Here is a 24,861-nt window from a genome sequence, read left to right on the forward strand (position 1 = left end):
AACTAGATTACTTGGTAGATATTCCGTTGCCATTTCCAAACATTAGAAGTTTAACCAAATAAACCGTCGCATAAATAATATTATACTATTTAGAATATTTAATCTATATCAAAGAAAATATTTCGTTTTTCGAGAAATTTTATGCATTTATAAATTATCCAAAAATAATTTAAACGACCAATACATTCGATTTTGAAGAAAAAGCGTGATATGCTTTTCATATATATAAGGGGAAAAGGAGAATATTAAATGGTTAAAGATTTATTACGTAACCACTCTTCAGTTCGTATTTATGACGGTAATCCAATTTCGAAGGATATTATAGAGGAGTTAATTACTACTGCGCAAATGGCTGCTACATCTCATTTTGTACAAGCTTATAGCGTTATTTGGGTAACAGATGAGGAGAAAAAGGAACAGCTCGGCTTGCTCTCCGGTAACCCTCGTCAATATGAAACCTCTGGCGCTGCATTTGTCTTTTGTGTGGATTTTAAACGTCTACAAATGGCTGGTAAACTAGAGGGTGTGGAAATTGTAGCAGATACAGCCGAAAACGTGCTTGTTGGGGTTGCAGATGTATCATTATTTGCTCAAAACTTTGTCATTGCCGCAGAATCAATGGGATACGGTATTTGCTATATTGGCGGTGTTCGTAACAAACCAGCTGAAATAAGTGAGTTATTGAATTTACCCGATTATGTTTTCCCACTTTTCGGCTTAACAATTGGGGTTCCGGCTCGCCGTAATGAAGTAAAGCCTCGATTACCAGTCGCTGCTATCCTACATGAAAATGAATACAATGTACAACAATATGATGAGCTTTTACCAATTTATAACGAAACACTAGAAGCTTATTATAGTAGCCGTTCTTCCAATAGAAAAATTGACAACTGGACAAAGCAAATGGCTGATTTTTTAATTGAACAACGTCGTCCGCATATTAATGAGTTCTTAGCTAAAAAAGGTTTTAATTGGAAATAGCATTCAATCTAGATTCCATTGGTGGGGTTACTATCGTATGATATTAACTCCACATTTTTATATGTAAAATACCTCATCATGTTGCAATTAGTATTTTTGTCTCTCTTATTATGTTAAATTAAGGTACAAATTAAACGAAAAGACTCTTTCCTTTTCCAACATTTCCATTCATATTAATAGAGGATGACTTTACGTGGAAAGGAGCTTTGTTCAAATGTCCCATGTCAATAAACACCTTGCTCGTACCTTAGAACAACAGCATAAACGAAGTGTTAGAGGTTTATTTTTAAAAATTCAAGACTTAAACAATAAATGTACGTTATTAAGAAAGAGGCTAGAACCTCAGATAGATATGGCTGTTTATCAGAATGCTATTGATTATGTCAATGAATTTATTTCCCATACCACGATTCTCAATTTAAAATTTATTACCAATACACAAAACTTAGAAGTATTAGTATTACATACACTTTTATTATCATATGTATTAGAAAATGAAGATCCGCGTTCTTTTGAATATGAACAAAAGCTGCTTCATGAATATATTCAGGAAATTTTCGACTTAAACGAGCATGCAAAAACACTTTTTATTAATCATCAGGAAAAGATGCTTTACTATATTCAATCCCAACCAACATAAAAAAGACGATCTCGCAGTATATTTGCAACTAGATCGTCCTTTTTGAGTATATTTTTATTGTAGACCTTTAATAATAAGCGTTCGGACAGGTAGGAACTGCTCCCCTGTATCACCATAAGTAAGAATGACTTCATCACCTTCTTGTAAATAAATTGAAAGTGGTTCCGTCTCCGCACTCACTAAATAATTCTCCCCATTACTTAATAAAAACGAGACAATGGTAAAGTCACCTAAACGCTCTTTATATACGCGTAATACTTTCCCACTAGCATTTTTTTCAGTTGCATTTGAACTGCCATCTACCGTATTTCCTCCACGGCTTAGTGCTGTTTTATATAGTTTTAGTGCCTCTTTAGGAGTTGTTGCATAAACTGAAATTTCAGGATTTGCTGCAGAGACAATGAAATAGTTTTGTAAAAAACCATTTGAATCAAGCACTGCAGTTAACCAGCTAGCTTCCCCGTAAAAGTTATATAATACAGGCATTTCACCTGACCATTTTTTCTCGATAAATTTTTTCTCGATAATTTGTAAATTCCCTTGTGAATCCATATAAGATGAATCTAAATTTCCAGTATAGTAAGTTGCTTGACCTGTTCTAGCATTTGTTAAAGAATAACCAAGCATCGAATCGACACCCTCTTTAGGACTCGTAAAGTCTGTGAAATAATACATATCACCTTTTTCATCGAAAACCGGGCTAACATTTGATTCTGTTCCTTCATCTGAAGGAAGCTTTACATCCTTTTTACCAAACTTACTGTTCCAAAATCCATGAACATAATTTCCAAAGTAGCTGTTTTGTAAACTCACGGTCTCAGGTGAAACAGCTCCATCAATAAATTCTGGAACATCCTCTAACTTTACTACTTCGGATTTTCCTGTTAACGCATCCACCAATACAATCCCTTTTACATCAAAGCCATTACGTGCTGAAACAAATTCACCATAGGAACGAATGTAATAAGGCTTACCATCATCATCTACTTCAAGTTGTACATCTCCATAGAAAATAAGGAGTGGATGCTGGAGACGAATATGACGCTCTAAATTTGAATTTAAGTAAGCTGAAGGCACATACTTCATTGCTTGCTCTACAAATTTTGGATTATCTGCTGAATCTGTGGCACTCATCATAAAATAACCTGGAGTAGAGCCACCATTCATCCATTTAAAAAAGCCAGAAAATTCAACTGGAGCAATATACACATACTCACCATTTACTTTTTGAATTTGTAAGCGCCCTAATTCATAATAGCTCGTATTCGGCACTTGACCAAATGCTTTCTTCATTTTATTACGTGCAAATTTTGGAGGTACACTAGCTGGTGTTTGTGTTTCATCAAACGGCTTTATCTCTACCTCTTCCTTCATTTCTGCTGATGTAAATTTGTCGTTAGCATTCCATAAAGGAGCTGATAATACATATATGGCGACCCCTAAACTAGCTAAAAATAATACACCTTTTATCTTTCTTTCAATACCACTTGCAAGGGACGCCCCGCCTAATGTTAATAGAATAATAGCTGGCCAAAATGCAAGCCAGTTTACATCCATCTTTGTGACATATACTGTGATGCCAGTAGCTAGAAATCCTAGTACAAAGACACCTATAAAAAAGTAACCAATTACTTTTTTTGATTTTCCATCTTCTCGCTTCTTCGTAATAAGCGGTGTTAATAAAATACTCGCAATTAGTGCAATGACTGCTGAAGCTATTAATAGCTTGGTCATTTTATTCACCCTTTCTTAGCTAACTATCTACTTATTTACGGCTGCATTCGTAAAAAGTTTCATACATTGTCTGAGGAACGTGCCTTCTTAATTAATGATTTTTATTAAAAAAGAGGACTTTATAAAGGAAATTTTAACATAGATAAAGAATTTCAATGAAAAGGAGATGAAATAGTTGTTTAAAAAATTTTTAATTCCTGTCATCGCCGTGTTTGGTTTTTATTATATTTTTTTCTACTCCCATATAGAAGATAATCTAAAGCTAATCTTTAAAGTTATCCCTATGCTATTAATTATTATTTTAGCTGCTTCTCAAAAAGGCTTTAAAAAGTACCAGCTACTAATTGTTGTTGGTCTTGCTTTTTGTATGGTGGGTGATTATACATTACAGTGGTTTCTCATTGGACTAACAAGTTTCTTAGTCGGCCATATTTTTTATATCTTTGCCTTTTCGTCTACTAATGAACGCCAAGTACCAGCATGGGCAAAAGTAATTTTACTTGTTTATGGGGCAAGTATGGCTGTGTGGATTGCTGGAACGGTGCTTTACTCCGGGGATATTGTCCTAGGTATTGCAGTAATCGCATATATATCCATAATCTTATTGATGGGTTGGACTGCCATTCGTACAGGTTCCACTTTTGCGATAATCGGGGCGCTGTTATTTATCGCATCGGATTCCTATTTAGCTATTAATAAATTTGTAATGCCCCTATCCTTTTCACATGAGATAATTATGCTGACCTATTACAGTGCTCAATTACTTATAGCTTTAAGCATCCTTCAATATTCCGAAATCCGAAGTAAAGTGTTACAATAAAATCAATTATGCCTCGGCATAATTGCGTCCTGAATCGCTTTGTGCTTAGGCCCGCAGATGTTTTTTGTGCGAAAGCGCAGTGCTGACGAAGCGTCCGATCCCGTGAAATCTGCTGGGGGCTTTGGGCTAACTTGATGTTGGTCTCTCAAATCGAGTGTTGTTGTTGTTGCTGTCGCTTCGCTTTCGCACAGAGAAAACCGTATTGCTGTCGCTTCACTTTCGCACAGATGAATTGCCACAGGGCGTGACGTTCTTAGACTTTGGACACCCGCTTATAGAAATTAAACATACACATTAGGAGGCCATACTTTATGAAAGAACAAGTAATCGAGCGATTAATTCGTTATGCAAAAATTGATACACAATCCGACTTTACAAGCGAAACAACTCCTTCTACACAAAAGCAATATGATTTATTGCACATTCTTAAAGACGAACTAGCTACAATAGGCTTAACGGATATTACATTAGATGAAAATGGTTATTTATTTGCTACTTTAGAGGCAAATACAGATAAAGAAGTACCGACTATCGGCTTCTTAGCACATGTCGATACAGCTACTGATTATACGGGTACAAATGTCTATCCACAGCGTATTGATAATTATGACGGCGGAAATATTCAGTTAAATGAAAATTTAGCAATGTCACCAACAGATTTTCCAGAGCTTAAAAATTATGTAGGGCAGACATTAATCACAACAGATGGTACTACATTATTAGGCGCAGATGATAAAGCTGGTATTGCAGAAATTATGACGGCAATGGAATACCTTAAAAACAACCCTTCTATTAAGCATGGTAAATTACGTGTAGCCTTTACGCCAGATGAAGAAATTGGCCGTGGTCCACATAAATTTGATGTAGCTGCTTTTGGGGCCGATTATGCTTATACGATGGATGGCGGACCACTTGGCGAGTTACAATATGAGAGCTTTAATGCTGCAGGTGTAAAGATTGTGACAAAAGGTACTAGTGTACACCCTGGTTCTGCAAAAAACAAAATGGTCAATGCCATCACAATGGCTATTGCCTTCCAAAATGAAATGCCTACTGATGCAGTACCAGAAAAAACAGATGGCTATGAGGGCTTTATTCACTTAATGGGCTTTAAAGGAGCTATCGAGCATACAGAGCTTTCCTATATTGTACGTGACCACGATCGTCAAAAGTTTGAGGACAAGAAGCAGCTTATGCTTGACGCAGCAGCCAAAATTAAAGCTCAATTTGGCGAGGATGCATTAAACATTACTATTGAAGATCAATACTATAATATGGGTGAAAAAATTGAACCTGTAAAAGAAATTGTTGACATAGCACGTACAGCAATGGAAAAATTAGATATTACACCGATTACTTTACCGATCCGTGGTGGTACTGATGGCTCACAGCTATCTTATATGGGCCTACCAACACCAAATATTTTTGCTGGTGGCGAAAATATGCACGGTAAATATGAATATGTATCTGCTGAAACAATGGAAAAGGCGACACAGGTTATTATTGAAATTGTTCAGCTATTTGAACAGCAAGGAAAATAATATATAATTTTAATTACGAAGAAGGGCTTGGTCCTTTCTTCGTAATTTTTTCAGCATCAATTTCGCCTTGGCGTAATTGTAGCTGCCGCTTTGCTTTCGCTACAGATAAACAATGCGTCCGGATTTTGAATTGTGCCCAGGCCTGCAGATGTTTTTTGCGCGAAAGCGTAGCGACAGCAGCACCGAGGCAGGTCAGTTAGCCGTTTTCGCAGGATGCGAAGGTTTTAGGCAAACATCCTTTTATTCATTCCTTTGGAAATCCTTGACATCCGCCGGAGGCTTTATCTTCGACATCCACTGAAAAGGAACCAAAACCTTATTCATCTCACCACCTGGAGAGATGGGAGTCTGCTGCTGTGCGAAGATAAATAACTGAATTTTCGAATTACATATTAACATTTCACTTACGAATTATTAACTCAAATTGAGGTGACTTCTTTGAAAGAAATTGCATTAGGTATTTTGGCTTCCCTATTTTTTGCTGTTACATTTATCTTAAATCATGCAATGGAGATGCAGGGTGGTAGCTGGTTATGGAGTGCATCTCTTCGTTATTTCTTCATGCTTCCGTTTTTACTCGTAATTGTCTTCTACAGAAGGGGCTTTCCCCAATTATCTGGCGAAATGAAAGCACAGCCTATCGCATGGCTACTATGGAGCTTTGTTGGTTTCGTATTATTTTATGCACCTCTTACATTCGCAGCAGCCTTTGGTCCAGGTTGGCTCGTTTCTGGAACATGGCAGTTTACAATCGTTGCTGGTGTATTACTTGCTCCCCTCTTTGTTTCGATCGTAGCGGGAAAAACAGTGCGTCAAAAAATACCACTTATCTCATTACTGATTTCATGTGTTATTTTAGCTGGTATTTTGCTTATTCAAATACCACAGGCACAATCTGTTCCAATGAAAAGCCTAATGCTTGGCATCCTGCCTGTTGTAGTCGCATCGTTTGCTTACCCTCTTGGCAATCGCAAAATGATGGAAATATGTGGAGGACGTATTGATACATTTCAGCGAGTTCTCGGTATGACAATAGCTTCTATGCCAGCATGGATTATTATGGCTATCTATGCCCTGGCAACAGTTGGGCTACCTTCAATAAATCAAATGCTGCAATCTTTGCTTGTCGGTATCAGCTCAGGCGTTATTGCCACAATCTTATTCTTCATTGCGACCGACCGAGTACGAGACCATCAAGGTAAACTTGCAGCAGTTGAAGCAACACAATCGACTGAAATTCTTTTCGTTATTATTGGTGAAGTATTATTACTTGGCATTACCTTCCCGGACCCAATTGCTTTAGCAGGTCTAGGTGTCATTATTGTGGGTATGCTTTTACACAGCTACTATACAATGGTGCTAGGGAAAAAAGGTGCTAATCAACAATCTACCTCTCATAACAGCTCTACTCTGTGATGTACATTCATACTGTTGAAGAATCTCAATCCCTATAGCCATGTATTTTATCTTTTGTTGAAGGCAATAAAAGCCCTAAAATTAAACAGGTGAGGAAAAACAATTCTTTTTCCTCACCTGTTTTTCCTTTCACCCTTCAAGCAAAGTAAAGGAGTTGTTATTCATAGGACCTTAGTTCGCTGCTATTTCCATTAATATAACCATAGCCTGGTGCAAAAAGTTCTCCATAGGATGTTTCCACAACATTGTTAAAAGTGCCTGTTGAGTTTGTGAATGTGTAATGAATGGCACGAACAAACCCTTCATTTTTCATTCCGTTCTCTATTTTAGTCACTTTTGAGCCTTCTGTAACTGGCTTATCAAAAATATATTTGATACCATCCTTTTCATAATTAAAGGTTTGTTCTGTTTCAAGATAGTCAATGAACTGATTGTTGCTCTGCGCTTCAAAACGATTATTAGTCGTTTTCTTGTATACACCATTCGTATACACTAGTTGTTGAAGCGTATCATTTGGCAAGAAAGATGTTGTAATAACCGGTGATTCGTTCGGTTTTATGGTAGCTAGGACTTTTTTTGGTACATAATATGTTTCCCCATCTATCTCAATCCAAGCTGTCATATTTTTTTCAGTCAATAACATTACTTCATCAAAACGCTTTAGTTCTTTTGACTTTTTACCTTTACCAACTACACCATATCGAATATAGCGTTTCTCTTGAGCTTGCACAGGTTGGAGTAATGTTACAGGAATATATGTAAAAATAAAATCTTCTCCCCATGTCCCTAGCTCTTGCATTCTAATATATCCATTTATTTCAATTCCTAACGATTGAAAAACAGTTCCTTTTGAATATTTTCCTCCCGCATTTCTTCCAGCCATTGGACCTCTTAAGTGCCGTGTATCAGCTGTTAGCTTATAGAGGCCTTCATCTCTTTTTATTGTTTCGGCAATGCGAATATCTGTGGCATCAATATAGCCCCCTCTAATATTTCCCTCAGATTGGTACGTATAATCGTAATATAGATTTTCACCAATAACAATATCATAGCTAGGGGACCCATATTCAAATCCTTTTAAATAATGTGTTCCATAGTTTAAGTTTGAGGCTTGACCATTGATGTTGATATAACCGGGATTATCATAAAGCGAAGCGCGTATGTTCAGAGGTACTTTCTTAAAAACAACTAAATCCGTCGCTTGGACACGGTAACCCGAACTCATCCAATAAAATGTTTTGTTGTCATACTTTTCGATATCATACACTCGGAAATAGTTATTGCGCTTGACTGTCATAGAGCTATATGTTCCGTTTGCATTCTTCTTATATACTTTCACATCTTTTGTAAAGGTCATTTTTCCCGTTTGCCCCTTCACAACTTGTGCCCCATCCCACTGTGCTTCCGCCGCTTTAGATGATGATGGGTTTATAAAAAAGGCTAACACGATGAGCAAAGTGATCATATATTTCTTCATTCATTTCCCTCCATTATTTCTAATTAAGTTCCCATTTTTATCATACCATATCCATTCTGTTACTTATTTCCCCTATTTAAAGACAATCGAAAAAAGAGCAACTTATCCATAAAGGCATAAGTTGCTCTGAGATTTTACGTTCCCAAAAAATGAGGGGGGTTTTAGGAGCGTTATCATGAACTAGCAAACTTCTGGAGAAAAGTAGCTAAAGTTCATCCTCTCTACACTGTATTGTAGAGGAGGAATAATCTTTATACGATAATGATAATCATTATCAATTAAAATGTCAACAGTAATCTGAAAATTAATTATTAATTTTTTTATAATGCCTTCTTCAACGAGCGATAATGCAAAAAGCCTCCTACACAAAAGCCGATTATGCTATTGAAGAAGCAATGCCTACCATACCTGTAGCTGCGACATCAAAAACCTACCTTTCAGATATGTTTAATGTATTTTACTATATTGCTTTCCATTTGTGAAGCAAAATTGAATAATTTATAATTGAAATAGCAGACGATTGAAAGAATAGGTGATAACAATGCCAGCATTAACGATGGATCAAGTTCGACAATTAAATTCCTACAGCATTTATACGACAGAGCCGAAACGAACATTATTTACATTAGCCGATATACATAAGGACTTTTACCATCCTGACTTTTTAAATCTGATGATGGGTATTACGGACGCAGCCACAGAAGCAGCAGCCATCTCCCATTTTGGACGCCGCTATGGAATGTTTTTCGCAATGCAGTTTTACATGCTAGCTGCCTATGACGAGGTGTGGGATGGAAAGCCAATTGAGCTTCGCTTTGACGCAGCAAAGGAATTTAACAGCTATACAGTCGCAATGTTTGTCAACCCAAATGATTGGCGTTACGTGGATGAGGATGAACGTCAGTCAGTTATCGAGAAGATCTTATATGATGGGCATGTTATTGTGCAACAGCTTCGTAAAGTGACATCTGTTTCGCCCTTGACAATTTGGGAAAATTTCTTTGGTTATCTACTGTGGCATTATCATATGTTGTTATCGAATCCTGGCTTAGCAGACCAAGCGATGGATGATATTGAAATATTAGAGGATCCTAAAACTTGGGCACGTTTCTCAAACAAGTCTTGGTGGGCACAATATACAGGCGGTCAAAGCCCATCCAATTTAGTAAATGTCCCTGTCCGAAAATCGTGTTGTTTTTCCAAGGACATACCTGGTTTAATGGCTTGTGGCTTTTGCCCAATAAAAAAATAACAAACCTTTGCAAAAAGGCCCTGCTCTTCGCAAACTGTGAAGAACAGGGCTTATATTTTATTTACTTTTCATAAACAACGAGCCAATCATTTTGGTCTTCATACATGGAAGTACCAGTATAACCCTGTTTTAAAAGCTGCTGCTGACCAACCGTATCATCCATCGATATTGTTTTCTTTTCTTTAAAAATTGGTAGCTCCTGTCGTAAATCTTTAAAGAAAATATAGCGTAATTTATCAACGTACTTAATCTTTAACCCTTTTACCACTAAACCTTGCGCGAATTTATCCTTTAAGCTTGGAATATTATACGGCTTAACAGTAGAGCAAACGTAATCATATTTCGATAAATCAATCTGACTCATAATAATATTAGCTAATATTTTTTGTAAGCCAAAGCCGCGGTATTTAGGAGAAACATTCGAGATTTCTTGATATAAAACACGATTGAATGCATCCTCCGTAATCCCACAATCATAGCCAAGATGCTCATTATCTACAGGAGGATTTAAGAGCGCACGGAAGGCTATTAGCTCCTGCCCGACATAAGCACCTATCATCATGCCATTGCCTTTTAAAATATATTCAAATTCTTCAGAAGTAAGTGGCTGTAAAATACTTTGGTCCACTAACGATTCATAAACCTCAACTTGTAAATTCTCAATTTCTTGTAAATGCTGAAGATCTAGAGTTGTTACATAAAACAGTGTTTCTCCAAGCATTCCTTCATAGACTTTTTCCATAATGTATCTCCTTAGGCCGTTACAACCGTTGAAAATTTACATAATTCTTTAAGAATCGCTTCATCTACATCTATACCTAAACCGGATTTCTCATTTAAACAGATGAACGGAACATCATAATGTAGGTTTCCAACATCCTTAGAGAACTTTAATGGACCTGTTAATTCTACACTTGTCATAATTTTTTTAGAGAATGCCACATGGAAGCCTGCTGCTGAGCCAACAGATGATTCTACCATTGAACCGACCTGGCACTCAATGCCTGCCATTTCAGCCATCACAGCTAGCTTCATAGCAGGATAAATGCCACCACATTTCATTAGTTTTATATTTACCTTGTCTGCTGCTCGCTTAGCAATAATTTCACGCATCTCACGTACGCCACGAAGTCCTTCATCAATCATTAGTGTAACATCGGATTTTGACTTAATCTCAACCATTCCGTCAATATCCTCACTATCTACTGGCTGCTCTAACCAATCTATATTTAAGTCCTTCATTGCACGTAAACCTTGTAATGTAGTGGACGCATTCCCCCATCCTTGATTAACATCTACTCGAATGGCAATGTCATCTCCTACCCGTTCACGCACCGCTTTAATACGGGCAACATCACGTACAACTTCTGTTCCTACCTTCATTTTAAATGAACGATAGCCCATTTCTACTCGATCTGCTGCCTCATCTGCCATCGCTTCTGGCGTTCCAATGCTCAACACATGTGTGATTGGGAATTTCTCATGATAACGTCCCCCTAACAGCTGATACACTGGAACCTGCAGTGCTTTCCCAGCAATATCAAAACAAGCTATATCAATGGCAGCTTTTGCGGCAGGTACATCCTTGACAATTTTATTCATTTTATCGTGGATTTTTTCAAATTCAAGTGGATTCGCTCCAATAATCGCAGGAACTAGCTGATTTTTTAAAACAGCATATGTGCTTTCCCATGTTTCCCCTGTTACATGCTCATCTGGCACAGCTTCGCCAAAGCCTATAATACCGGTATTTGTCGTAACCTTTAAAATAATAGAAGGCATTGAGTCATATGTAGCATAGCTAATTACGAATGGTTCAATTAATGGTAAATGAATTGCAAAAATTTCTACTTGTTGGATTTTCATTTTTATCAATCTCCTATATAATTTAGTTGTCGTTAATATGTCGCTAATTGTTGAAAAATAAAGAGAAGGAATGTTACCTATGTCTACTAAAATAGCAGTTATTTGCTCTAAAGCATTTATGAAACGTATTACTAGTATCGCACAAAACATTAAGAATATTCAATTAGAATTTTATCCTTACAGCCATCCTGAAGAGGCACCGATTTTACTAAAGCAAATTAGACCATGTGATGCGCTATTGCTTGGCGGAACATTGCCTTATCTACATGTTCAATCGTCTTTATCGGAAATACCAATCCCTTGGAATTATATAAAACAAGACGAAACTGCTATTTCTACAACATTGCTATCAGTAATGGCCAATCATGCAATATCTTTAAGTAGAATTTCTATCGATGTGATGGATTCAATTTTTGTTGAAAATGTTTTAAAAGATATTGAGTATTCTGGTCCAAGACCCTTTATTCAGCAAATCGCTGTTACGAGGCCTACTCAAGAAATACTTCAGCATCATATTGCTTTATGGAATGCCCAAAGCATTGATTTTGTTATTACAAGTATTCATAGTGTTTTTGATGAATTACAAAAACATCAAATACCCGCTATGCGTATGATAGACGCTACAAACTCTATTGTTCAACACTTGGAAGAAACAAGGTCTCAATCACTTTTAACTAAATCTGAATCTGTGAAAGCCGTTGTAGGGATATTAGAAATGCCAGAGAACCATTCATTTGACACCTATATTTTATCAAAAATCACTACAGCTACACATTCAACCTATAAACAAATTACAGCAAATTCTTTTGAACTTTATACAACAGCAGGATATTTGCAAAATACCCTCGCAAAAGAAAATTTGCAAAGTTTAATGCAACAAATCAAAATACCATTTAAGCTTGCTTTTGGTTTTGGCCACTCCATTCCTGAGGCGAGCCAAAATGCAAAAAACGCATTATCCTTTGCTAAACCCTATGAAATCTTTATACTTGATGAACATAAAAATTTACTAGGTCCGTTTCCAAAATCGGACATCAAGCTTGCTTTAAAAACGGATGATCCTTACGTTTTACAAATGGCAAAGCTAACAAGCCTAAGTCCTTTAAATATTTCTAAAATCATCGACTTTAGCCGAGAGCATCAATCAGCTCAATTTACTGCTTACAATCTTTCAGAATACCTTCAAGTGACAAGACGTACAACAGAGCGTATTATAAAAAAATTAGTAGACAATGGCTATGCTAAAGTTGTAGGAGAAGAAATGACCCATCAGCAAGGTCGCCCACGCACAATCTATGAATTGAACTTTGCTATTTATTAAAAATTCTCGCAGATACTTTTGGCATCTGCGAGACTATTGTTAGCTAGTAGATGAGATAGAATTAGTCCACTGCCACCATATTCGCATCGTTTATTTCTTGCTCCTTTTTACGCTTCTCTGCCTCTGCAATTTCTTCAGGAGTTAGTTTTACTATTGCAAACCCGATATAAGCATAGATTATTGAAATAATAGGTACAGTGAAGTTAAGAATCGCATATGGTGCATATTCCATTGCACTTACGCCTAATGTTGCTAAAATAAACACACCACAAGTATTCCAAGGGAAGAATACGGACGTTAATGTTCCCCCATCCTCTAACGCACGAGATAGGTTTTTAGAATGTAAACCACGCTGCTGATAAACACCTGCAAACATACGTGAAGGTACTACAATTGAAATATATTGCTCTGAACATGTAGCATTCGTTGTGATACAAGCTGCTATCGTTGAAGCAACTAGACTACCTGTAGATTTAGCAAATTTCACAATAACGTTCATAAGTGCTTTTAACATGCCGGAGTATTCTAAAATACCACCAAACGTCATCGCTACGATTGTCATTGAAACCGTATTCATCATTGAGTCTAAGCCACCACGGTTAAATAGCTCGTCCACCATGTGATTACCTGTTGAGATTTCAAATCCTGCCTGTAATGCGTGTACAGCACTTGCTGCTGAACCACCTTGTACAAAAATTTGTAATAAGAAACCTGAAATAATCCCAATAATTAAAGCAGGAATTGCTGGCACTTTTTTTGCAACTAATACAATAACACCGACTGGAACAAGTAATAGCAAAGGAGAAATAACAAAGCTTTCCTCCATTACTTTTAAAGTTGTTAAAATTTCTTCTGACTTCATAGAGACATCTGCAAATTTTCTTCCCATAATGCCAAAGACAACAAGCGCAATGACAAGAGCCGGAATTGTTGTGTAAAGCATATGCTTAATATGATCAAAAAGATTAGTTCCGGTTAAACCTGCTGCAAGATTGGTCGTATCGGATAAAGGCGACATCTTATCACCAAAATATGAACCTGAAATAACAGCTCCAGCAATCATTGCTGCCGGAATTCCCATACTTAAGCCAATCCCCATTCCAGCAACACCGATTGTTGCCATTGTAGACCATGAGCTACCAATCGCCAATGAAACGATTGAACATAACAGCATAATTGTTACTAAGAACCATGCTGGAGAAATTAATTTTAAGCCGTAATAAATCATTGTTGCTACGACACCGCCACCAATCCATGCACCGATTGTCAAACCTACTAAAATAATAATGACAATTGCTGGTAAAGCTAGACGTATGCCCTTATACATCATTTCCTCAATTTCCATCCACTTAAATCCATGTAATTTGGCAACAATTGCTGCTACTGTTGTGCCAACAAGAAGAGGTACGTGAGGGCTTTGCTCTAATACAACTACTGTAATAAGCATTGTAATAATCATAATTGCAAAAGTTAAAAGTGCCCAAAGAGCATTAATTTCTTTTTTCATGGTCCCATCCCCTTTTTTTGCACCTGATTACTTTGTCGAATTTTTAAGGCGCAAATAATTTTTTACGTTTTTTAGCTTAATATTCAAAAAATTAAAAGTCAACGCAAAAAATTTATGCCTCTCAAGCAAATCTCACTATTTTAGCGTAATAAAACGCTTTCAAGTAGCTATTAAAAACAATGCAAACCCTTGTATATCCATACATTTTGTGAAATGTTCATACAAAAAAGCTATATTAAAAGAAAATATAATCTTTTAATATAGCTTTATTTTTTATTAGGATTTTGGATTTTTTTCTAATACACATGCAAGTACTTTTGCAGCATCGATCAGCGCACTACGCTCAAAGGTCATCTTAGGATGATGTAATCCTGGTGCCAAATTAGCCCCAATACCTATCATCGCCGCTTTTAGTTCTGGTTTTTTCACCGTGTAGAAATGGAAATCATCGCTACCTGGTGTAGTGATTTCATCCGCCAAATGCTCCTCACCTAACGTTTCAATGATTGCCTCTTTCGCCATTCTTGCTGCAATTGGTGAAACTTCAGCACCTGGCGTGTAATCAATCCATTTCCAGTCCATATCAATTTCAAACTGTAACTGTATAGCTTTTAAACCAGACTCAATACGACTTCGGAGTAATTCGAGCTGTTGATTTTGCTGTGCGCGAATATCCATCGAAAAGCTAGCATTACCCGGAATAATATTTGTACTACCGCCATCTGCAATAATTTTTGTTAGTTTTGCAGAGTGTGGTTCAAACGGTGATAGATGAATACTGTTCAGCATTTGTTGAACAGCCATAATCACATCAATAGCATTCTTACCTTGATGTGGTCTTGCACCATGTGCATCTATACCTTGAATTGTTCCCTCTAAAAAATAAGCTGCACCATGATGGATGGCTGGAGAAACCTTTCCAAGTGGCAATTCTTCAATTGGTCTTAAATGTACACCGAATAAATGCGATACCCCTTCAACTGCTCCACGATCATAGGCTGCACAGGCTCCATTTCCTAGTTCTTCAGCAGGTTGAAAAATAAACCGAACACGATGTTGCAAGGGCAGATCTTTAAGTAGTAATAATGCACCAAGAACCATTGTCATATTTGCATCATGACCACAAGAGTGATTCGCCTGCCATTTCCCATCTACCTCTTGCCACAACGCATCAATATCTGCTCTAACAGCAACGATCTCATCCCCTGTCCCAATTTCAGCAATTAATCCAGGCACATCGCCTAATAAACGATAGGACACATTTAATTCGTCTAGTATGGACGCAATTTTTTTAGTTGTCTCAAATTCCTTCCAGCTTACCTCAGGAAATTTATGAAAATGATCAAACCATTGAAATATTGATTCTTCTAACGTTACAATATCTGACATCATTACACCTCATACTCATTTTTGTTTCCCATTATACATGAAATAATTTCAGAAAAGTACATATGTAATTCGACCCATATTCAAATATTTTATACAAATTTCATATTTCGTATATACGAAACAAAAGGACTGTGCTGAAAGTTTAGTCTCTTTCACACAGTCCATCAAATACATATTATAAACTTGTAAAAAAACCTTGTGGATATTCATCATAGTGAATGATTGTTGCCTGCTCTTCATTTTTTTCTTCTTCCATCGCTAATTCAGGCTCTTGATCCATTAAATACGTTTCAAACTTTGAATTGAACAGCTTTTTCATTTTACCACTCCTATTTAATAGAATTTTCTGATAATAGCATTATACATTGCCTTTTTATAAAAAAGCAACAAATAATGCTACATATGCATAATAAATATAAAACCAATCACTTAATTAGATTAATATAACCCATAATATGGATAAAGATTTTTCAGAAAGTAAAAAAAGAATCTACATGAAAACTATAGGGAAAATAAACCTTATACAATGGTTTAATCCCTATAATAATCAGCAGATTCCTGTTAAATTTCATTAAGTATTTAAGACGCTGTCACACTAGTATCATTCTTGTCCCTTTTGCCAGGAATGTCTTTATGCTGTGTTATAAACTGAATGATAAACAATATGATAAAAATCGCTAACCCTGCCCAATCTGAGAATTTCTCTGGATAGATTAGTAATAGACCAGCAGCAATTGCTATCAAACGTTCTACCCAAAGCATTTTACGATACCAGTAACCGATTACCCCTGCTCCAATCGCTACCATACCAGTAATTGCAGTAAATACGACCCATAAAATTTGCGGTATCGTAGTATCAATCATTAGTAACGCCGGTGAAAAGACAATCATGTAAGGAATAATAAACGCTGCAATGGCAAGCTTGGCTGAGTTTACACCTGTTTTAATAGGATCTCCTCCAGAAATACCCGAGGCCGCAAAGGCTGCGAGTGCTACTGGTGGTGTTATATCAGCAATAATGCCGAAATAGAACACAAAGAAATGAGCCGATAATAAGATAACTACTGGCACCAATTCCTGTGGTGTGTTCGGTGATAATAAAGCTACGATTGCAGGAGCAGCAATTGTTGATGTTATGACATAGTTTGCAGTTGTAGGAGCCCCCATTCCTAGTATTAATGAGGCAATCATAACAAAAATTAGTGTTAAAATAATGCTACCTCCAGCTAATGATACTAAACTATTTGCGAGACTTAAGCCTAAGCCTGTTTTTACTACAACACCAACGATAATACCTGCACAGGCAGTTGCTGCTACTACACCAAGAGCTGTACGTGCTCCTTCAACTAGTGCATCAATAATATCTTTTGGCTTTAATCGTGTTTCTTTATTAAACATTGCTACACCTATAGAAATAATAATGCCGTAGAGAGCAGCACGCATCACTGGTGTACCTGTTAGCATTAATATGATGATCGCGATAATTGGTAACAGCAAATAAATTTTCTTAAATACCTCTCGTCGATTTGGCATTTGATCATCACGTAAACCCTTTAACCCTACACGCTTTGCCTCAAAATGCGTCATAATCCAAATACCTGTAAAATACAACAGCGCAGGTATTGCAGCTGCCTTCGCAATATCCCAATATGTTATGCCACGTCCAATAAATTCTACCATTAAAAATGCTGCTGCACCCATAATTGGTGGCATTAACTGACCACCTGTAGAGGCCGCTGCTTCAACTGCACCCGCAAACTCTTTTCGATACCCAAGCTTTTTCATCATAGGAATTGTATATGAACCTGATGTTACAACATTCGCAACAGAACTTCCCGAAATTGTCCCCTGTAACGCACTGGAAAACACCGCTACTTTAGCAGGTCCCCCAATTAATTTACCTGCAAGAGCTACTGCCAAATCATTAAAATATTGCCCTACTCCCGTCTTTACTAGAAAAGCACCAAACAGTAAGAATACAAAGATGAATGTAGCAGAAACACTAATTGGCGTACCAAAAATACCATCAGTCGTATAATACATAAGATTAACGATACTCTCTAAATCTTGACCTCTATGTGCCATAAATGAAGGAAAATATGGACCAAAGTACGCATAGATCAAAAACACAACTGCAATGATTGTAATTGGCAATCCAACTGCACGACGAGCTGCCTCAAGAACCAATACAACAGCAATTATCCCAACTATAAAATCTATTTGTGTAATCGTTCCATTACTATTAACAAGCTCCGTGTAATTGATAGTCCAATAGGAACCTACTAAAATGGATAAGATTGCTAAAATATAATCAAACCATGCGATTTTATGCTTCGCCGCTTTTTTCCGAACAGGGAACAGCAAGAAAATAAGTGTTAAACCAAATCCTAAATGAATTGTACGCTGTATTTGAGCTGGAAATTGACCAAAGATTGCTGTGTATAATTGAAACAATGAAAATGCTAATAGTCCAAAGAAAATGACATGCTTCATGATGCCAGTAATTGTTCGTACATTCGATTCTATATCGTATTTCTCAAGGATTGCTTGCTGCTCCTCAGCAGATATTTGTTCGAATTCTTCTACTTTTTCTTTGTCTTCTAATTTTTGCTGTTTTGTCATCTCATCCTTACTCCTTTCCATTGTTCATAAAGTGATAAACGCTTCACCTCAAATAAATAAGAACTACCCCTTTGTAAATCTTTTTTTAAATCATATTCATAGTGCTCGTATATCAACACAAGATCTAAATCTAAATCACCAATTAATATCGTAAAATTGTCGATAATTTCGTTGTTAAACTGTAAATAATATTTACCGTCATGTTCTGTAAATATTTGATTCTCCTCAGCATAGCTCGGCATACCAATTGCTAAATCTTCATACTCCATTCCTACCATTTGAATACGCTTCCCACCTATGTATTGATAATGTTCTAGCACATCCGATTTATGAATAGAATGAGTGTATCTAATTTGAAAGGTCTCCTCAGTTGTTAGTGGTATATAATGCAGTATTGGATGCACAGTGCGCGTTTCCGTAAATGCGAATACCTTTTGGAAGGGGAGAAAAATAACTAGGCATAAGATACTACATAAAATAGCAAAAACTATAAGTACTTTCCTCTGTCGCACAACATTTGTTCCTCCACTTAAAAAGCTATTGACTTTTCACCATGATTTAAAGTAAGAAAAAAGACCCGAAGCTTTACGCAACCCGAGCCTCTTTATATTTGCTGAAATTACTTTTCACTCACTATAAGTGATGATTGTTAGCTAATACATTATTTCTTTTCATCAAAGTACTTTTGTGCACCTGGGTGAACATCAATACTAATACCAGCTAAACCAGTTTCTGCTTTGATGAATGCTCCTTTTGGATGGGAAATTTTACCTGCGTTATCATAAATAGCCTTTGTCATTGAATAAACAACATCATCTGAGAGATCTTTCCTCACTGCAAGCATTGCAAGAACAGACACTGTTTCAGTATCCTTAGCAATACCATAAGTTCCAGCCTTTACTGTATCTTTTGCATAGTATGGATATTTCTCAATTAATACATCTGCTTTACCAGGATCTACACCGATAATATTTACTTTCGTCGTGGCATTTAATGCCTCAACTGCCGCTGTTGGTGTACCAGCTGTTATAAATGCTGCATCAATTTGACCTGATTGAAGACCATCTGTGGATTCCCCAAAATCGAGGTTTTGAGCTTTAATATCATTCATTGTTAGTCCATGAACTTCAAGTAATTGTTCAGCATTTGCATAAGTTCCAGACCCTGGTGCACCTACAGATACCTTTTTTCCTTTTAAATCTGCATATGATTTTATTCCAGATGCCTCAGTTGTAACTAGTTGTACCGTCTCTGGATAAAGAGCACCTAAAGCCGCAATTGTATCAATTTTCTTTTTGAACATTAACTTTCCTTCAGTAGCATAATAAGCAATATCTGTTTGAACAAATGCAATCTCACCTTTGCCCGCTTCCAATGCATTCATGTTTGCAGCAGAGGCTTGTGATACCTCAGCAGTAGTTTTAATACCTGTTTCTGTAGTAATAAAATCAGCAAATGTTCCACCTAATGCATAGTAAGTTCCCTGTGTTCCACCTGTAAGTAAGCTCATTAGTTTAATGTCGGATGCTGGCTTGTCAGAAGATGCCGAATTATCCTTATCCTTGGTACCTGTTCCGCCATCGGCCCCGCATGCAGCCAGAATTAAGAGTGCAAATGCTGTTAAGAGCAGAAATAGATTAAAGCGCTTTTTCTTCATAGTAACCTTCCCCCTTGGTTATATTTAAGAATCTATTTAAAATTATCAAATTTAGTATAATAATGTCAATCTATTTATGGTAAATTCAGTATTTTTGAAAAATACAATCATTTTTCAAACCAATTCTAATCATATCTCTATTACCCCGAAATATTCTCTATTAAACAATAAATTACTACCTTAATAAATTCCGCTTTAAAATAAAACGAAATGTATATGTATAAAAATGCAGAAATAGCTTCTATTTTTTAATTACCATTTCAAAAAAATACTGTACCTAAAGCAATTGCCTTCAGATACAGTACTCACTATTATTGAATGACTCCACAAGCAATTCTTGCACCAGAATTACCAGCAGGATCTGTTTTATAGTCGTCTTCGGATTCATGGATAACTAAGGCTGTACCTTCCCCGTTTAGCAACGAATTAGCCGCATTTTTTTCTAGTGTCAGCCCTTCAGCTAAAAAATTCAAATCCACATTGCCATCATCACCAACTTCTAAATTTGGAAGATCTCCTAAATGATAGCCTTTTGGATTAAGCTTCCCGTGCTCTTTAGATGTTGGATTAAAATGTGGTCCAGCAGATTCAAAGGTTGGCGGTTCGCATTTCCCAACTGCATGTATATGAATTCCATGCGTCCCTGGTGGCAATCCCGATAACGCTAGCGTCATCATAACCCCATTATCCTCTTCTTGAAAATACGCATTTCCATAGCTTTCATTATCTTTACCAATTACTTTTGCGGTTGCTGTCAGTGGGGATTTAGCATTAACCGCGACTTTCTCTTCCTTTTTTTCAAAAAAACCACAGCCCCCGACAAACACCAATAAAGACATAAATACCAAGCTTATTTTTTTCATATTAATTACCTCCTTTATTTTGATGGTTCCCAACAATCCTTACACTTATGCGGTTCCTCAAAAAAATAAAAGAGACATCTCCAATGAGATATCCCTTTTCCTGACATCAATTTAAAACCTTCACTGTTACCTGCTTGACGCCCCACTTCCGGGCTTGTCCCTCTGAAGGGATAAAGACATCAATTTTATTGCCTTTAATGGCACCGCCAGTATCTGCCGCGATTGCCTCCCCATAACCTTCAACCCAAACCTTTGTGCCTAGAGGAATAACCCTTGGATCTACAGCAATTACCTTTAAATTTGGATTAGATCGAATATCTGTACCATTTGCCGTAATACCTGAACAGCCTTCACAATATGCAGTATAAGCAGTTGCACGCATCGTTAATGTTTTACCTGTCCCCTTTGTTGCGGCACTTCCCCCTTTTGTAGTTGTTGCTGGCTTTTGTACTTTATTTACGGTTGGTTTTGTTTTTGGCTTTGCGGCTGACGCCTTAATGGCTAATTGCTCCCCTGCAAAAATTAAGTCAGATGAGAGATTATTCCATTCCTTTAATTCTGCAATCGTTACATTATTTGTGAGTGCAATATTAAATAAAGTATCACCTTTTTCAATAAGATGTTGATCCTTAGGCTTCTCATCACCCTTAACTATGCTTAAAGTTTGCTCTGGATATATCCATGTCGAATCTATTTCACTTATTTGCTGTAATTCTTCTATAGATAAATTAAAAACTTTTGAGATTCCCCAAAGTGTGTTGCCAATTTGAACCCTGTCTATTTCCTCAGCAGAGGAAGAACCCGTAAATACACTTAGACTAAAGGTCAATGCCACAGCTAATACAAATGCTTGTTTTTTCATATTTCATATTACCTCCATATTTTATTATTTTTTTGCAATCTGGTGCTAGCACGCTAGAGATAGGCTCTTCTATGCAATCGATGCTAGAGAATGCGTTTAATAACTCAGGACAATGGACCTGATATTACAAATTATTACTATAAAAACAGAAAAATATACAATACCGATCATATATTTAGCAGATAACACAATTTTATGGGATAAAAACTAAAACAAATGTTAATGATTCACATCTTTTAAATGTTGGAAAAACAATGTTTTCATCCGATAATAGAGGAAAGGAGGAATGTAGGATGGAGACTTATTCGATATTGGTTTCTAAGGAGCTAAAGCTGCAAAAAGATAGACTACCACACGCAATGCGAGACGCACTCCATTTAAATATGACCTTGTTAATCATTGTCAAATTGATTGTCAATAAATCTCAACAGCTTTCTAACAATCGAATGTACAAAGGAACCGTGATAGAAATTTCATATTAACCTATCCTCATTTTCGATTTAGGTTAAAAACATCTGAAAGTTGGTGCCCTTTTTGATTCGAGTAATTGTTATGGACGATGAGCCATTAGCTCTTATAAACATGGAGAAAAAGTTAGAGGAGTTTGATTCAATAGAGGTTATTAAAACTTTTACAACTGTAAAAGAATTGATGGCTGAAGGACCAAACCTATCCTTTCAAGTAGCATTTTTAGATATTGAAATGCCTGGCATGAACGGTTTAGAGGTTGCACATCTTCTTCAAGAATGGAATCCAAACATCTATATCGTTTTCGTCACAGCATATCGTGATTATGCAATTCAAGCATTTGAAATTCACTCACTTGATTATTTATTAAAGCCTATTTCAAAAGCTCGCTTAGAGACAACTATTAATAGAATCCAAGCACTCTTCCAACAAGAAAAGAAATCACTTCCTGTAGTAGATCAACAAAAATCTTTATTGACTATTCAATGTTTTGGAGGTTTCGTTGTCTCCTATGATGATAAAACCGTACTTTGGAGAACGGTTAAAACAAAGGAGTTATTTGCCTTTCTTTTTTCTAATCTTAATAACCTCATTCCTCGTGATACTATAATTGATGCTTTATGGACTGAGACAGACTATAAGAAAGCCAGGGTGCAATTGCATACAACCGTTTCATATCTCCGTACAACACTCTCTACATTAGGCTATTTAGATGTGATTCAGTATGCAAATGGCTGTTATATTTTACAGCTTGAAGATTTCCAATGTGATGCTTATGACTTAGAGCAGATCTTAAATGAGAAAATGGAGAGTGGAAGGCTCAATATTGAGAAGGCTGAGGCACTTATACAAAAGTATCAAGGCGAATACATGGCTACACTAGATTATCCGTGGATTATTAGTAAAGCCAATTATATGAATAACCAGTTTACGCTTTTGCTGCATAATCTTGAGGGCCATTATACAGCCATAAATGACGTAAAAAAGCGAGAACATGTCTTACTCTTAGCGTTTGAACATAATCCATATTCTGATAAAACTATTCAACAACTTATGCAACACTATATCGATATAGATAATCGAGCAAGTGCTGTAAAAATTTACAATAAATTTAGAGATACCTTGTTAAAGGATCTTGAAATTTTACCAAATCAAGAAACAACGGAGCTTTTTAATGCGCTATCACAGGAATTATAACAACTATTATTCATATAAAAAAGTATGCTAGATGTAACTTATAGCATACTTTTATTTTTTGCGTTTTTTTATTTGATTATTTTTTCTGATAGCTCATCAACGACACAGGTACAGTTTCTGCCTGATTGTTTTGCTTTATATAATGCCTGATCTGCAATGGAGATTAATTGATTCGGATTCATAATGTTTGTTGTAAAAGCCGTAATACCTGCAGACAATGTTACCGGCCGTCCACATGCGGTATCTAGCAAAGCCTGCTTTATTCTGAGATTTTCAGCTATTTCAATAGCGATATCAACTGTAGCGGACGGTAATATGACCATAAACTCTTCCCCACCATAGCGAAAGCACATCCCCTGTTTACCAATGTTGTTCTGCATATGATTAGCAAAGGATTTTAAAACCTCATCCCCCATAGTATGACCATATGTATCGTTTATACTTTTAAAGTCGTCTAAATCTATTAAGACTATTGCATGGGGTACTCTATTAAAAATTAATTCATTTAAAATTTGATCCATCTTTCTACGGTTAGGAATTCCTGTTAAAGAGTCTAAATTTAGCTGATTTGTTAAGTCAGATATTTTACTTTCTGAAAGAATTACAACGTTCTCTACTACTTCTTTTAACGATCGCACTTCATCATACCAATCATTAATCACTTCAAGCTCTTGAACCCCTTCCGCTCTTTCTACACTAGTAGAAAGTTTTTGGAGAGGTCGTACAATTTTTAAAGCAATCCATATTGCTACTATCAAAATAATTACAAACAAAATGAATAAAGGAACAATCATACTTTTGAAAAAGGTGCTAAATGAAATGGTATTTTCATCATGTATTTTACCAACCAGTTGCTCCATATTATGTTCTATGGACTGTGCTTGATTAGGGTCATTTAAACTTTCCTGTATATAGTTTTCGGTCATGGCCGAAAGTTCCTTTACATAATTCTCTTGCATCGTGTTTTTATTTTGCATAAGAATGTCGTTAAAATTTCGATAGCTGCTCCAAATACTAACACCAGATGTCGCAAGTACAACGATGATTATCATACTCACAATAACAAACGATAACTTTAACTTGTATTTACCCACAATAGATCATTTCTCCCATTGAGATGATTTTTTCGTTAAATCTTATCTATGTTTTTACTCATAAAAATTGATATATTTATTCCATCATCATACGACATAGTTCTTAAAAAATACTTAACAATTAATTAAATTTAACCGACTTTAGAAATATAAT

General features: G+C 36.3%; 22 protein-coding genes. 9 read left to right on the top strand and 13 right to left on the bottom strand.

From position 1 onward, the window contains the following. Window positions 1-249 precede the first annotated feature (249 nt). Both chrR and B2R82_RS19590 read left to right on the top strand, forming a co-directional pair. Window positions 250-981 (top strand): class II chromate reductase ChrR, encoded by a 732-nt coding sequence (gene chrR, locus B2R82_RS19585; RefSeq protein WP_286926547.1) that lies wholly within the window; start codon window positions 250-252, stop codon window positions 979-981. A 214-nt stretch (window positions 982-1,195) separates the two neighbouring features. After that, window positions 1,196-1,621 carry a hypothetical protein gene (locus B2R82_RS19590; RefSeq protein ID WP_286926548.1) on the top strand — a complete coding sequence of 142 codons (426 nt, stop codon included), beginning with the start codon at window positions 1,196-1,198 and terminating at the stop codon, window positions 1,619-1,621. Between the two features lie 54 nt (window positions 1,622-1,675). On the opposite strand, the gene B2R82_RS19595 is transcribed toward B2R82_RS19590, so the two are convergent. Next, complete coding sequence (locus B2R82_RS19595; RefSeq protein WP_286926549.1) at window positions 1,676-3,355, bottom strand: hypothetical protein; 1,680 nt, start codon at window positions 3,353-3,355, stop codon at window positions 1,676-1,678. 175 nt (window positions 3,356-3,530) lie between these two features. Between B2R82_RS19595 and B2R82_RS19600 the strand changes: the two genes are divergently transcribed. The 3 genes from B2R82_RS19600 (at window position 3,531) to B2R82_RS19610 (ending at window position 7,132) form a co-directional block, all read left to right on the top strand. After that, a complete protein-coding gene (locus B2R82_RS19600; RefSeq protein WP_286926550.1) occupies window positions 3,531-4,175 on the top strand; it encodes a lysoplasmalogenase in 645 nt (214 codons plus the stop codon). Between the two features lie 311 nt (window positions 4,176-4,486). Then, window positions 4,487-5,716: a peptidase T gene (gene pepT, locus B2R82_RS19605; RefSeq protein WP_286926551.1), complete on the top strand. Its 1,230-nt coding sequence runs from the start codon at window positions 4,487-4,489 to the stop codon at window positions 5,714-5,716. Window positions 5,717-6,154: 438 nt separating this feature from the next. Then, entirely contained in the window at window positions 6,155-7,132 is a 978-nt protein-coding gene (locus tag B2R82_RS19610) for a multidrug resistance efflux transporter family protein (protein WP_286926552.1), read from the top strand. A gap of 157 nt (window positions 7,133-7,289) precedes the next feature. Here B2R82_RS19610 and B2R82_RS19615 read toward each other — a convergent pair whose 3' ends face one another. Further along, the gene (locus B2R82_RS19615; RefSeq protein WP_286926553.1) at window positions 7,290-8,609 is read right to left on the bottom strand and encodes a hypothetical protein; all 1,320 of its coding nucleotides are present in this window, start codon (window positions 8,607-8,609) and stop codon (window positions 7,290-7,292) included. Window positions 8,610-9,150: 541 nt separating this feature from the next. On the opposite strand from B2R82_RS19615, the gene B2R82_RS19620 reads away from it, so the two are divergent. Beyond that, the gene (locus tag B2R82_RS19620) at window positions 9,151-9,861 is read left to right on the top strand and encodes a Fe-S oxidoreductase (protein ID WP_286926555.1); all 711 of its coding nucleotides are present in this window, start codon (window positions 9,151-9,153) and stop codon (window positions 9,859-9,861) included. A gap of 61 nt (window positions 9,862-9,922) precedes the next feature. Here B2R82_RS19620 and B2R82_RS19625 read toward each other — a convergent pair whose 3' ends face one another. Together B2R82_RS19625 and B2R82_RS19630 are read right to left on the bottom strand one after the other, a co-directional pair. Beyond that, window positions 9,923-10,603, bottom strand: a complete 681-nt coding sequence (locus B2R82_RS19625; protein WP_286926556.1) for a GNAT family N-acetyltransferase — start codon at window positions 10,601-10,603, stop codon at window positions 9,923-9,925. Between the two features lie 11 nt (window positions 10,604-10,614). Further along, window positions 10,615-11,727 carry a mandelate racemase/muconate lactonizing enzyme family protein gene (locus tag B2R82_RS19630; RefSeq protein WP_286926558.1) on the bottom strand — a complete coding sequence of 371 codons (1,113 nt, stop codon included), beginning with the start codon at window positions 11,725-11,727 and terminating at the stop codon, window positions 10,615-10,617. Between the two features lie 79 nt (window positions 11,728-11,806). On the opposite strand from B2R82_RS19630, the gene B2R82_RS19635 reads away from it, so the two are divergent. After that, a complete protein-coding gene (locus B2R82_RS19635) occupies window positions 11,807-13,048 on the top strand; it encodes a hypothetical protein (protein WP_286926559.1) in 1,242 nt (413 codons plus the stop codon). Window positions 13,049-13,109: 61 nt separating this feature from the next. Here the strand turns inward: B2R82_RS19635 and nhaC are convergent, their stop codons facing one another. From nhaC to B2R82_RS19675, 8 genes are all read right to left on the bottom strand, one after another. Next, the gene (nhaC, locus tag B2R82_RS19640; RefSeq protein WP_286926561.1) at window positions 13,110-14,555 is read right to left on the bottom strand and encodes a Na+/H+ antiporter NhaC; all 1,446 of its coding nucleotides are present in this window, start codon (window positions 14,553-14,555) and stop codon (window positions 13,110-13,112) included. 276 nt (window positions 14,556-14,831) lie between these two features. Further along, entirely contained in the window at window positions 14,832-15,944 is a 1,113-nt protein-coding gene (locus B2R82_RS19645; protein WP_286926562.1) for an amidohydrolase, read from the bottom strand. 175 nt (window positions 15,945-16,119) lie between these two features. Next, window positions 16,120-16,263, bottom strand: coding sequence for a hypothetical protein (locus tag B2R82_RS19650; RefSeq protein WP_283870564.1), 144 nt, complete (start codon window positions 16,261-16,263; stop codon window positions 16,120-16,122). 260 nt (window positions 16,264-16,523) lie between these two features. Beyond that, window positions 16,524-18,566, bottom strand: a complete 2,043-nt coding sequence (locus B2R82_RS19655) for a TRAP transporter permease (protein ID WP_286926563.1) — start codon at window positions 18,564-18,566, stop codon at window positions 16,524-16,526. After that, window positions 18,563-19,078 (bottom strand): DUF1850 domain-containing protein, encoded by a 516-nt coding sequence (locus B2R82_RS19660; protein WP_286926564.1) that lies wholly within the window; start codon window positions 19,076-19,078, stop codon window positions 18,563-18,565. The genes B2R82_RS19655 and B2R82_RS19660 overlap by 4 nt, the downstream gene beginning before the upstream one ends. A gap of 149 nt (window positions 19,079-19,227) precedes the next feature. Further along, entirely contained in the window at window positions 19,228-20,223 is a 996-nt protein-coding gene (locus B2R82_RS19665) for a TAXI family TRAP transporter solute-binding subunit (RefSeq protein ID WP_286926565.1), read from the bottom strand. Window positions 20,224-20,534: 311 nt separating this feature from the next. Next, a complete protein-coding gene (locus tag B2R82_RS19670) occupies window positions 20,535-21,086 on the bottom strand; it encodes a superoxide dismutase family protein (protein WP_286926566.1) in 552 nt (183 codons plus the stop codon). Window positions 21,087-21,192: 106 nt separating this feature from the next. Beyond that, window positions 21,193-21,948, bottom strand: a complete 756-nt coding sequence (locus B2R82_RS19675; protein ID WP_286926567.1) for a LysM peptidoglycan-binding and 3D domain-containing protein — start codon at window positions 21,946-21,948, stop codon at window positions 21,193-21,195. Window positions 21,949-22,241: 293 nt separating this feature from the next. Between B2R82_RS19675 and B2R82_RS19680 the strand changes: the two genes are divergently transcribed. Further along, entirely contained in the window at window positions 22,242-22,430 is a 189-nt protein-coding gene (locus B2R82_RS19680) for a hypothetical protein (RefSeq protein ID WP_286926568.1), read from the top strand. A 52-nt stretch (window positions 22,431-22,482) separates the two neighbouring features. Further along, a complete protein-coding gene (locus B2R82_RS19685; protein ID WP_286926569.1) occupies window positions 22,483-23,613 on the top strand; it encodes a response regulator in 1,131 nt (376 codons plus the stop codon). 68 nt (window positions 23,614-23,681) lie between these two features. On the opposite strand, the gene B2R82_RS19690 is transcribed toward B2R82_RS19685, so the two are convergent. Continuing rightward, entirely contained in the window at window positions 23,682-24,707 is a 1,026-nt protein-coding gene (locus B2R82_RS19690; protein ID WP_286926570.1) for a GGDEF domain-containing protein, read from the bottom strand. Window positions 24,708-24,861 lie beyond the last annotated feature (154 nt).

The organism is Lysinibacillus sp. UBA6686 (genome assembly GCF_002455205.1).
Lineage (GTDB): Bacteria > Bacillota > Bacilli > Bacillales_A > Planococcaceae > Lysinibacillus > Lysinibacillus pakistanensis.